The following is a 12,095-nucleotide window of genomic DNA, read 5'->3' as shown; positions in this document are numbered from 1 at the left end:
ACGACCGCCGGATTTACGCCACCGACCCTTGGTCACAAGAGCTTCGCGGTATGTTGCCCGCTCGCCCTGGTCGGCATCGCCTCATATCCGGTTCTTGTTCATCGGCCCGCAGTTGCGATCCACGCTTCCTCCCCACGTTCGGTCGCCCTTCCGCAGTTGCGCTTCTCTTCGCTCGCCATGACCAGCTTACGGTGGGACTTCCACCCACAAGAATGCGCTCATGCTGGGCGCACAACGAAAAGGCGGGGACCAGCCCCGCCTTCCAAAGAGTTTCGTGCGAACTCTAGTTCGCTCAGCTTGCCAGCGCGACCGCCACAGCCTCGATCGCCTCGTCGGCCTTTGCCCCATCTGGCCCGCCCGCCTGGGCCATATCGGGACGACCGCCGCCGCCCTTGCCGCCAAGAGCAGCCGACGCGACGCGAACGAGATCGACGGCACTGAACCGGTCCGTCAAGTCCGGGGTCACCGCAACGACTGCGCTCGCTTTGCCGTCCTCGCCCACGCCGATCAGTGCGACGACGCCGGAACCGAGGCTCGCCTTGCCATCGTCGGCAAGCCCCTTGAGATCCTTGGGATCGACGCCCGAGATCGCCTTGCCGAGGAACTTCACACCAGCGACATCACGGACCGCATCGGCAGGACCGCCCTGTCCGCCGCCCATTGCAAGCTTGCGCTTGGCGTCGGCCAATTCGCGCTCGAGCTTGCGGCGTTCATCCATGAGCGCCTCGACGCGAGCAAGAACATCGGCCGGCTGCACCTTGAGCGACGTCGCGAGCGACTTGACGCGCTCGTCCTGTTCCGCCAGGTATTCGCGCGCGGACTCGCCGGTGACCGCCTCGATACGGCGCACGCCGGCGCCAACCGCGCTTTCGCCCAAAACGCGGATCAGACCGATTTGACCGGTCGCGCCGACGTGCGTGCCGCCGCAAAGCTCGATCGAATAGGGCTTGCCCGCCTTGGCGCCACGCACGCCCTGGCCCATGGCGACGACGCGCACTTCGTCGCCGTACTTCTCGCCGAACAATGCCATGGCGCCTTCGGCAATCGCGTCGTCGACGCTCATCAGGCGGGTCGTGACCGACGAATTCTGCAACACGATCTCATTTGCCATGTCCTCGACGACCTTCAATTCGTCAGCCGTCATCGGCTTCGGATGCGAAACGTCAAAGCGCAGACGCTCGGGCGCGACCAGCGAGCCCTTCTGTGCGACATGCGTGCCCAACACTTCGCGCAGCGCCTCGTGCAGAAGGTGCGTGGCCGAGTGGTTTGCCCGCAGGCGCGAGCGACGCGCATGGTCGACCGTCAACGCAACCGGCTCGCTCGCCCTCACCGTGCCCTCGACAACGGTGCCGATATGGACGAACAGGCCCTCGCCCTTCTTCTGGGTGTCCGTGATCTCGATCTTGGCCGTATCGGAAGTAATCACGCCCGTGTCACCCATCTGGCCGCCGGACTCGCCGTAGAACGGCGTCTGGTTGACGACAATTTGAACCTTATCGCCAGCGGACGCAGAAGCGACCGAAGCACCGTCCTTCACGATGGCCTGAACGACACCTTCTGCGGTCTCGGTGTCGTAGCCAAGGAATTCCGACGCGCCGTGCTTTTCTTTGAGTTCGAACCAGATCGTCTCTGTGGCCTTGTCGCCGGAGCCGGCCCAATGCGAACGCGCTTCGGCTTTCTGACGCTCCATCGCGTCGGTGAAGCCTGATATGTCGACGCCGATTTCGCGGGCCCGAAGCGCATCCTGCGTCAGGTCGAGCGGGAAGCCGTAGGTATCATAGAGCTTGAAGGCCGTCTCGCCGTCGAGCATATCGCCCTTGCCGAGGGTCGTAGTCGCGTCGGAGAGCAGCGAAAGGCCACGCTCTAGCGTCTTGCGGAAACGGGTTTCCTCAAGCTTCAGTGTCTCGGAGATCAGCGATTCCGCGCGGACCAGTTCCGGATATGCTCGCCCCATTTCCTGGACTAGCGTCGGCAGCAGCTTCCAGATCAGCGGCTCCTTGGCACCGAGCAGCTCGGCATGCCGCATCGCGCGGCGCATGATGCGGCGAAGCACATAGCCGCGGCCTTCGTTCGAGGGCAACACGCCATCGGCAATCAGGAAGGCCGACGAACGCAGGTGGTCGGCAATGACGCGGTGGCTTGCACGACGCTCGCCCTCTGCCTTTACGCCTGTCACTTCTTCCGAAGCCTCGATCAGCGCGCGGAACAGGTCGATGTCGTAGTTGTCATGCTTGCCCTGCAGGACGGCAGCGACGCGCTCCAGACCCATGCCCGTGTCGATCGACGGCCGCGGAAGGTCGATGCGCTCTTCCTTCGTGACCTGCTCGTACTGCATGAAGACGAGATTCCAGATCTCGATGAAGCGGTCGCCGTCTTCCTCAGGCGAGCCGGGAGGTCCGCCCCATATATGATCGCCGTGGTCATAGAAGATTTCCGAGCATGGGCCGCACGGGCCGGTATCGCCCATCGCCCAGAAATTGTCGCTGGTCGGGATGCGGATGATCTTTTCGTCCGACAGCCCTGCAATCTTCTTCCAAAGGTTAAAGGCCTCGTCGTCCGTATGGTAGACTGTGACCAACAACCGCTTGGCGTCGATAGCAAATTCCTTGGTGATCAGGTTCCAGGCGAGCTCGATCGCCCGCTCCTTGAAGTAGTCTCCAAAGGAGAAGTTACCGAGCATCTCGAAGAAGGTGTGATGGCGCGCGGTATAGCCGACATTATCAAGGTCGTTATGCTTGCCACCGGCACGGACGCACTTCTGGGCGGTCGAGGCCGTCTTGTACGGCCGCTGCTCAAGGCCGGTGAAAACGTTCTTGAACTGCACCATGCCGGCATTGGTGAACATCAGTGTCGGATCGTTGCGTGGCACCAACGGGCTCGACGGAACGATTTCGTGGCCGTTCTTCTTGAAGTAGTCGAGGAAGGTCGACCGGATATCATTCACACCGCTCATGCTATGCCCTTCAATGCTGCCGGAAGGCAGGTCAAAACTTAAATCCAGTGGCTTTTATCGCTCGCCTTAACCACTGTCCAGCAGACAAACAAAACCGGCCACATTCTGATCAAGGAATGCGGCCGGTCTTGAACTGTTTGAAACCTTCAGACGATTAGCCGTCTGCGGCCTCGTCTCCGTCGTTCGCATCAGGGCCGCCATTCTGCAGGAAGCGGTCCGCAATCAGACCGGCATTCTGACGAAGTGCCGTCTCGATCTCGCGTAGGAGATCCGGATTGTCCCGCAGGAAAAGCTTCGCGTTCTCACGGCCCTGGCCGAGGCGCTGACTGTTGTAGGAGAACCAGGCGCCCGACTTCTCGACGATACCGGCTTTGACGCCGAGGTCGACCAGTTCGCCAGTCTTGGAAACGCCTTCGCCATACATGATATCGAATTCGACCTGCTTGAAGGGAGGCGCCATCTTGTTCTTGACGACCTTGACGCGCGTCTGGTTGCCGATGATCTCTTCGCGCTCCTTCACCGCGCCGATGCGGCGAATATCGAGGCGAACGGAGGCATAGAACTTCAGCGCGTTACCGCCGGTCGTCGTTTCCGGCGACCCGAACATGACGCCGATCTTCATGCGGATTTGGTTGATGAAGATCACCATGGTATTCGACTTCGAGATCGAAGCCGTCAGCTTGCGCAGCGCCTGACTCATCAGTCGCGCCTGGAGACCCGGCAGGTTGTCCCCCATCTCGCCCTCGATTTCCGCACGCGGCGTCAGCGCTGCAACGGAGTCGACGACGAGAACGTCAACAGCGCCGGAACGCACCAGCGTGTCGGTGATCTCAAGCGCCTGCTCGCCTGTATCCGGCTGCGAGATCAGGAGATTCTGCAGATCGACGCCAAGTTTGCGGGCATAGACCGGATCGAGCGCATGTTCTGCGTCCACGAAGGCGCAGATGCCGCCCTTCTTCTGCGATTCCGCAATGGTCTGCAGCGCGAGCGTCGTCTTGCCCGAGCTTTCCGGTCCGTAAATCTCGATGATGCGGCCCTTGGGAAGGCCGCCGATGCCGAGCGCGATATCCAACCCGAGAGAACCTGTCGAAACCGTTTCGATCTCGACGACATTCTCGTTCGAGCCGAGCTTCATGATTGAGCCCTTGCCGAACGACCGCTCGATCTGTGAGAGTGCCGCTTCAAGTGCCTTGCTTTTGTCCACCGATTTGTCCTCTACAAGCCGCAATGTATTCTGTGACATTCGATCCACCTTTAGGTTATTGAAGCCGCTCAAGCAATGTCGCCGCCGATGTCGATTTTGTACCGCATTTGTTCTCATTGCGCAAGCGCCGTTCAAACAGTTGAAAGAAAAAGGTAAAATAGCCCGTGTTCTACATTTGTTTTAGTGATGGAAAGCAACGGCTTAAAGATAGGGCAGTCGCCGCCAACCTGCTAGCGACGGCGGGACGATTCGTGTCTTTTGGCGGATGCAGGGCGATGAAATGAAGCAGAAGATTCTTGTCCTCGGCGGAGCCCATATCGACAGGCGCGGACGCATTTCCGGCGACACGGTGGCCGGTGCCAGCAATCCGGGGTCATGGTTCGAGGAGCCAGGCGGCGGTGGCTTCAATGCAGCGCGCAACCTGGCCCGGTTGGGCTTCGACGTGACGATGATTTCGCCCCGTGGCGGCGATCCGATCGGCGAGGCGGTCAGCGAGGCGGCCGATTTCGCAGGCGTTCATGACCGCCCCTTCGTTTTCCTGGATCGGAAGACGCCCAGTTACACCGCAATCATCGAGAACGATGGAAACCTGGTGATTGCGCTTGCCGACATGGATCTCTACCGCATGTTCATGCCGCGCCGGCTCTCGATCCGTGCCGTCCGCGATGCCTTTGCCGCGACCGATTTCATCCTCTTTGACGCCAACCTGCCGGCGGAGACGATGGCATCGATCGTCGAGCGCGCTAAGGCTCTCGGCAAGCCGGTGGGCGCGATCGCAATCTCGCCGGCCAAGGCGATCAAGCTGAAACCGTGCATCGATGGGATAGACTATCTTTTCCTCAATGAGGCTGAAGCCACCGCATTGACTGGCGAACGGCCCAATGACCCGTCGCATTGGCCGTCGCTGCTGGGTGACATCGGCTTGCGTGGCGGCGTCGTCACGCGCGGCCAACGCGAGCTGATTGCCTTTGCTGATCACCGCGTCGTTGCCCTGCAGCCGGTAAACCTCGAAGGCGTCGCAGATGTCACGGGCGCCGGCGACTCGCTCGCGGCCGGCGTTATTTCCGGGCTTATGCGCGGAATTCCCCTGGCCGATGCGGTGCGGGAAGGCGCCGCTGCCGCAGCTCTTACGGTACAGTCCCCGCACGCCGTCAATGAAAACCTCTCCCCGGATTTGGTGAGGAAGACACTTTCCCTTGTTCCGCCGGCGAGAATTTTGCATTGAAGGCAATACCGACGAAATGGAAGAGACAATGACGAAACCGATCTCCCCCCTCCTGCCGATCGCCTATTCCAAGGAAGTCGCAAGCGCCAAGCAGCGCGGCGCGCCGATTGTGGCGCTCGAATCGACCATCATCACGCATGGCATGCCCTACCCCGGCAACATCGAGATGGCCCGCAGCGTCGAGGCGATCATTCGTGAGCAGGGCGCGGTCCCGGCAACGATCGCGGTCATTCACGGGACGCTGCATATCGGCCTCGAAGCCGAGCAACTGGAGCAGCTGGCGCAGGCCAAGGATGTTCTGAAGGTCTCGCGCGCCGATCTCGCCTTCGCGGTCGCCGAGCGTCGTCATGGTGCGACGACCGTGGCAGCTACGATGATCGCCGCCGAGCGTGCCGGCATCAAGGTCTTCGCCACCGGTGGCATCGGCGGAGTCCACCGAGGCGCCGAAGAAAGCTTCGATATCTCCGCTGACCTCGAGGAACTCAGCCGCACCGGTGTCATCGTCGTTTGCGCCGGCGCCAAGGCAATCCTGGATATTCCGAAGACTCTGGAGGTGCTGGAAACCGCGGGCGTGCCCGTTGTGACCTACGAGAGCGAGGAATTCCCCGCCTTCTGGTCGCGGGCGTCGGGATTGCGCAGTCCGCTGACGCTCAACAGCCCAGCCGCAATCGCCAACTTCCAGACGGTGCGCGAGCAGCTCGGCATCGATGGCGGCATGCTGATCGCGAACCCTGTGCCGGAGGCAGACGAGATCCCGCGGGAGGAAATGGAAATCTACATCGAGCGCGCCCTCGACAGCGCCGAGCGCGACGAGATCAGCGGCAAGGAAGTGACCCCTTACCTGCTCAGCACGATCTTTGACCTGACCGACGGCCAGAGCCTGAAGACCAATATTGCCTTGGTCGAAAATAATGCGAGATTGGCGGCAGAAATTGCCGTCGCGCTGGCGGGATGATCGTTTGAGGGGGCGTTCCAGCGCCTCCCTAACGGCCGACTCCGCAATCGTCATTTGAGCATTTCGCCCTTCGCATGACGGGCAAGAGCCAGCCACTGAAAGGAGTCGAATCGAAGCTCCACAAAAGCGCCGAATAACCGAACAATAGAACAACCATTTTTTTCGCGGACAGCAGGTCGGTATTCGCGCCGTAAAAGATTGCGAAGCGGACAAGGAAAACTGCCAGCCACAAGCAAATCCAAACCAAGTACAATCGTGAAAATCACGACCAAAATTGCTCGCTGAGCAACTGGCGTTCAAAAGCGTAAAGCAGAACGCCTATTGTGGCGAAAAGACCGATGCATGCATCGCCGACCATCCTGAATTGCGATCGCGGCACACCATTAAAGCCTGTCAGGATCGCCCAGACATACGACACGGCCACCAGGATGGCAAAGAGCTTCCAGCGCATTTTCTCCTCCAGGTTGCGATTTCATAACAAACGATCGCTGAGGATGGGTTCAAAAAAGGCTAAAACTCTAGGTACCGACTAGCTGTCGAGCGTCTCCTTCACGACGACGGCAAGCTGCTTCAGGGAGAACGGCTTCGGCAGGAAGCCGAACTTGGAATCCGGCGGCAGGTTGCGTGCGAATGCATCCTCGGCATAGCCCGAAACGAAGATGAACTTCAGGTCAGGATAATTCTTGCGCAGTTCGCGCAGCAGCGATGGACCATCCATCTCCGGCATCACCACATCCGAGACGACGATGTCGACCTTGCCTTCGAGCTCGTCCATGATATCGAGCGCCTCGACGCCAGATCCGGCCTCGTAAACCGTGTAGCCGCGGGTCTCGAGCATGCGCTTGCCGCCGCGACGCACTGCTTCCTCATCCTCGACCAGCAAAATGACGGCAGATCCGGTCAGATCCTCGGCTTGCTGCGCCGGTGCCGGTACCTGTTCGCCGGGCGCGCCGATCGCAGGCGTGACGGCATCACCTTCCGCCGCAACGGCTGGCTCGACAATGTGGCGCGGCAGGAAGACGCGGAAAGTCGTACCTTTGCCGACTTCCGACTCCGGCTGAATATAGCCACCCGACTGCTTGACGATGCCGTAAACCATCGCGAGACCAAGACCCGTTCCCTTGCCGACCTCCTTCGTCGTGAAGAAGGGCTCGAAGATCTTGTCCATGATCTCAGGCGCAATGCCGGTCCCGTTGTCCGAGACCTCGATGAGGACCATGTCCTCGTGCGGCATATAGGAGTAATTGAATGCTGCGATCTCTTCCGCCGTCACGTTCTTCGTGCGAAGCGTCAGCTTGCCGCCCTGCGGCATGGCATCGCGCGCGTTGACGCAGAGGTTGATGAGCACCTGCTCGAACTGCGACAGGTCAGTCTTAACAGGCCAGAGATCGCGGCCATACTCGACGTCAAGCTTCACATTCGTACCGGATAGCAGCCGGTCGACCAGCATCCTGAGGTCGCCCACCACATCGGTCAGATTAAGCACCGTCGGCCGCATCGTCTGCTTGCGCGAGAACGCCAGCAGTTGCCGAACGAGCACTGCGGCACGATTGGCATTGCGCTTGATTTCCATCAGGTCTGCAAAGCCAGGGTCGGCGGGTCTCGCCTGCAGCAGCAGATGATCGGAAGAGAGCAGAATGGCCGTCAGAACGTTGTTGAAGTCGTGCGCAATGCCGCCGGCCAGCGTGCCAACCGCGTTCATTTTCTGAGTCTGTGCCATCTGCGCTTCGAGCGCCTTCTGCTCCGTCACCTCCACGGCATAGACGATCGCAGCCTCTTCCGGTGCCTCGTCGCTCTGGTCGATCACCGCATTGACGTAGAAGCGGAAATGGCGGGCTTCGTCCGTTGGCGTGCGAGAGTCGATCGGAGGGATGTCGCCCTGCCGGTCCTTTGCCGCCACAAGCGCCTGCTGCAGCTTCGACTTGTCGCTGTCCTGAACAATGACTTCGAGCAAAGCGCCGTTCTCTACGTCATCACGGGAAACCATCCCGGAAAACAGCTTCAGGAACGGTGCATTCGTCCGCAGGATGCGGCCTTCGCCGTCCACCGAGGCGATCGCCATCGGCGTGTTGTTGAAGAAACGGGTGAACCGCATCGCGGCCGCCGAGGCGGATTGATCGCTCTCGCCGCTCTTCTGACGCGTAAGCACGATCGACCGGCTTTCTCCGGGCGCGCCATCGCGCATCGACGTCACGCTGTGGACGATCTGTGCCGGCAGGCTCTGACCGTTCATCTTCTTCAGGTCGAGATCCAGTGTCACGGTCTTCTTTAGGCCTGGATCGGCCTGCACTGATTGTATGAGCGCAAGTCCCTCACCCGCAACGAAGTCGCCGATCGTTACCGAACCGGGGACGAATTTGGTGAGATCGATGCCGAGCCATTCCGCCAGCGTTGCGTTGAGATAGAAAATCTCACCTTTGCGCCCGGCGGAAAAGAACCCGGCCGGCGCGTGGTCGAGATAGTCGATCGCATTCTGCAATTCCTTGAAGAACCGCTCCTGATCATCGCGCTCCGAGGTGATGTCGCTGATCTGCCAGATGTGGAGCGGCTTGCGTCCAATCTCCTCGCTGTGGAGAGCCCGCGCTTTCAGGCGATACCAATGCGCCCCGGCGCCGTTCGTCGAGGGGCCAAGCGATCGCAACAGGCGGAATTCCTCGCTGCCCTCCCGACCCTCACGCAGGCCGTTGGAGAGACGATAGAGCGCCTCGTTCGACTCTCGATGACGCGACAGGAGCGCTTCAAGTGTCTGAACCTCAGTCGACTTGCGGGCACTGGTCAGTTCGCCGTAGGCCGCATTCGCATAAACGATGCGACCCTTCTCATCAGTGATGAGCGACCCGTCGGGGTGGCTGTTCAAGAATGCGCGCGCCAGGCTGTCGGACTGCCGCTGCGGCATGACTTCGATAAAACCGATCACCGAGGACACGAGGAAGAAGATCCCGACCATGGCAAGCACGCCGAGAACGCCGAGCACCATTTCGTTGTCGAGGGAACTTTTGAAAACAACGAACGCAGCGGCTGCGCCGATCAGCACAAGCGCAAGCAGAATGATCCGCAAAGCCGTGCCTGTGCGGCCCCCGCGGTCCAAGAGCGGTTCGCTGTAATCGTCGGCCTGACGCGGTCTCGTCATCTATTCCCTCGCATGGCCTGCCGGGCTTCACTCGCAATAGGGAGACAAAGCAGGAATCAGGCGCCTTTTCCTTCTTACCAATTTGCAGTCTCTGCAAAAACACCGGTCTCTGTGAAGACTGATTGAATTCACAACGAAGAGCGCCAATTTCGCCATTAAAATGCGTTGTTAAGAAAGCATGTTCGAATTCCACTTCGGGTTGGCATGACTGGACAAGGCCATCGGGACTTGTCTACGAAGTGGTAAAGTCGCCATGTGGTTCAAAACCGCGAAGGGAGTAAGCCAAGATGTTCGATGATCTCATGGGAGCCTATGGGAGCCGCTTCCTTCTTGCCGCCGGTGGCGTCGGCATAGCTCTATTGCTGCTGATTGTCGTGCTCTGGATCATGCGCAGCCGCGCGCCTTCGCCCTTTGTGCGCGGCGGCCGCAATCGCCAGCCGCGGCTGCAGGTTCTTGATGCGGCCGCTGTCGATGCACGCAGACGCCTCGTCCTCGTTCGCAGAGACGACGTCGAACACCTTATCATGATCGGCGGACCGACCGATATCGTCATCGAGAGCCGGATTGGCGAACCTGTCGACAAGCTTGTATCGCCTGAGACGGCGGATCAATCAGCTTCGGCTCCGGCTCCAGTTCCTGTCCCCGTGATACCGCCGCAGCTCGAAGCGACGCCCGAAGCGCCAGCGCCTGTTCGCATCGCACCGGCTGAACCCCAGCACGCGCCGCCGGCCCACATCCACACGCCGGTCGAACCCTACGTGCCCGAACGCGCGCCGATCGAAGCCCGCCCCGAGCCGGCTATTGTCGCCACGCCGCCCTCGACTCCGCCTGTTATCGCCGAACGTGAACGTGCGCCGCGCCCGGCGCCGTCCTTCGAGCCCCGACCGGAACCGCGTCAGACGCGTGCGCCGATCGAGGCCTCGGTTGCCGCAGACATCCTCGATTCCGCCCGCCAGCGCGTGTTGCCGCAACAGCGCATCGAACCGCAGGCCACCCCGCCCTCCGTCCGGAGCACGCCCGCGCCCGTACAACCCTCGTCGGCATTCGTCGAAGTTGGCACGCTGACGCCTGCTGCGCAGCCGAGCGACTTCCAGCGCATTCTCGAGGAAGAAATGACGAGTACACTTGCCGCCGAGCGCATCGTGCCGGCGCCACAGGCGCCTGCTGCAAGACCCGCTCCGCCGCCCGGGAACCTGCCGCGCCGGGACCCTGAGATGGCGCCGCTTACCGGCGCCGACGCCGCCCTTCAAAACGAGGTCGCGCGCATCTTCGGGGAGATGAGTGTTAATCGCGATAAATAGTGGACCGACTGAACAAAGCAAAAGGGCACCGCGGCTTCCACGGTGCCCTTTTCGTTGTCAGCATGTCGGGACTCATTCGTCCCGGTAGACCTTTTCTCGGCGCTCGTGCCGTTCTTGGGCCTCGATCGAGAGCGTTGCGATCGGTCGAGCATCAAGCCGCTTGAGGCCGATTGGCTCGCCGGTCTCCTCGCAATAGCCGTAGGTGCCGTCTTCGATACGTTGCAGTGCTGCGTCGATCTTGGAAATCAGCTTTCTTTGGCGGTCGCGGGCACGCAGTTCGATAGCCCGGTCGGTTTCGGACGATGCCCTGTCGGCAAGATCCGGATGGTTTGCGCTTTCCTCCGCCAGGTGGTCGAGGGTTTCGCGCGCCTCTCTGAGAATATCATTCTTCCAGGCGACCAGCTTGGCTCTAAAGTAAGCCCGCTGATTGCCGTTCATGAACTCTTCCTCTTCCGAGGGTACATAGTTGCTAAGATCGATCTTCTCACTCAACGCGATTCTCCTGAAGAACATCTCATCTGGCGGGTGTATATCGCGAGCACTACCGATGATTCAAGCCAAATACGCTAGGTAAACAGTTTTTTAAATCTGTCATATTTTTTAGCTAACAGACTATTTTCTCACCATTATTCCGCCGGGCGCATATTCCCCTCCTGGTAACCGCGCACTTTCCTACCTCGGATTTGGCGGCAACACCTGCCGCCACGGTTGACGCGCGGGCCGCTCACCCGCTACTGAAAAAGTCCCTTCGACATGGGTTTTCTATGGCCGCAATCACACCTCCGCCTTCCCGGATTTATCTGCTGCGACACGCCGAAGCTGCCTGGGCCGCGCCCGGACAACGTGATTTCGACCGCCCGCTGAGCGAGAAAGGCTATGCGGACGCCGAGATCGTCTCCGACAAGGCGGCCGACAAGGGTTATAGGCCGGATCTGCTTCTGAGTTCGACAGCGGTGCGTTGCCGGGACACGGCCGATGCAGTGCACCGGGCGATGGGCTCGACGCTCGACCTCCGATTCGTCGACGAACTCTATAATGCCTCACCGGACATCTATCTCGAGATCATCGATGCGCAAGAAGCGGTCGGCTCGGTGATGCTCGTCGGCCACAACCCGACCATGGAGCAAACGCTGGAAGCGCTGATCGGCCACGAGGCGCTTTGTCAGGCACTGCCGACCGGCTTTCCGACAGCCGGTCTTGCGGTTTTGGACTATGACGGCAGGTTGGCAGGCTGGCGCCTCGTTGATTTGGTGATCGACTAAGGTCTTTTCGCGGAACGTCTTTTCGCGTCGGCTTGCCGTTCCTATATGGCTTGTCACGATTAGAA

General features: G+C 60.4%; 9 protein-coding genes. 4 read left to right on the top strand and 5 right to left on the bottom strand.

What is annotated here, in order from left to right; translation table 11 throughout:
- Positions 1 to 292: 292 nt before the first annotated feature.
- Positions 293 to 2,953 carry an alanine--tRNA ligase gene (gene alaS / locus FHX09_RS24045; protein WP_183723011.1) on the bottom strand — a complete coding sequence of 887 codons (2,661 nt, stop codon included), beginning with the start codon at positions 2,951 to 2,953 and terminating at the stop codon, positions 293 to 295.
- Between the two features lie 154 nt (positions 2,954 to 3,107).
- Entirely contained in the window at positions 3,108 to 4,196 is a 1,089-nt protein-coding gene (recA, locus tag FHX09_RS24040) for a recombinase RecA (RefSeq protein WP_007800243.1), read from the bottom strand.
- A 241-nt stretch (positions 4,197 to 4,437) separates the two neighbouring features.
- Between recA and FHX09_RS24035 the strand changes: the two genes are divergently transcribed.
- Together FHX09_RS24035 and FHX09_RS24030 are read left to right on the top strand one after the other, a co-directional pair.
- Positions 4,438 to 5,382, top strand: coding sequence for a carbohydrate kinase family protein (locus FHX09_RS24035; RefSeq protein ID WP_007800240.1), 945 nt, complete (start codon positions 4,438 to 4,440; stop codon positions 5,380 to 5,382).
- Between the two features lie 28 nt (positions 5,383 to 5,410).
- Positions 5,411 to 6,337, top strand: a complete 927-nt coding sequence (locus FHX09_RS24030; protein ID WP_132593156.1) for a pseudouridine-5'-phosphate glycosidase — start codon at positions 5,411 to 5,413, stop codon at positions 6,335 to 6,337.
- A gap of 262 nt (positions 6,338 to 6,599) precedes the next feature.
- On the opposite strand, the gene FHX09_RS24025 is transcribed toward FHX09_RS24030, so the two are convergent.
- Positions 6,600 to 6,788 (bottom strand): hypothetical protein, encoded by a 189-nt coding sequence (locus FHX09_RS24025; protein ID WP_132593158.1) that lies wholly within the window; start codon positions 6,786 to 6,788, stop codon positions 6,600 to 6,602.
- A 78-nt stretch (positions 6,789 to 6,866) separates the two neighbouring features.
- Positions 6,867 to 9,467 (bottom strand): PAS domain-containing sensor histidine kinase, encoded by a 2,601-nt coding sequence (locus FHX09_RS24020; protein WP_184450758.1) that lies wholly within the window; start codon positions 9,465 to 9,467, stop codon positions 6,867 to 6,869.
- Between the two features lie 287 nt (positions 9,468 to 9,754).
- On the opposite strand from FHX09_RS24020, the gene FHX09_RS24015 reads away from it, so the two are divergent.
- A complete protein-coding gene (locus FHX09_RS24015; protein WP_132593162.1) occupies positions 9,755 to 10,768 on the top strand; it encodes a flagellar biosynthetic protein FliO in 1,014 nt (337 codons plus the stop codon).
- Positions 10,769 to 10,840: 72 nt separating this feature from the next.
- On the opposite strand, the gene dksA is transcribed toward FHX09_RS24015, so the two are convergent.
- Complete coding sequence (gene dksA / locus FHX09_RS24010) at positions 10,841 to 11,260, bottom strand: RNA polymerase-binding protein DksA (protein ID WP_007532954.1); 420 nt, start codon at positions 11,258 to 11,260, stop codon at positions 10,841 to 10,843.
- A 272-nt stretch (positions 11,261 to 11,532) separates the two neighbouring features.
- Between dksA and FHX09_RS24005 the strand changes: the two genes are divergently transcribed.
- Complete coding sequence (locus FHX09_RS24005; RefSeq protein WP_007800227.1) at positions 11,533 to 12,030, top strand: histidine phosphatase family protein; 498 nt, start codon at positions 11,533 to 11,535, stop codon at positions 12,028 to 12,030.
- Positions 12,031 to 12,095: the final 65 nt, after the last annotated feature.

This window comes from Rhizobium sp. BK538 (genome assembly GCF_014197575.1).
Classification (GTDB): Bacteria; Pseudomonadota; Alphaproteobacteria; order Rhizobiales; family Rhizobiaceae; genus Rhizobium.
This window is presented reverse-complemented; position numbering and strand designations above follow the sequence as displayed.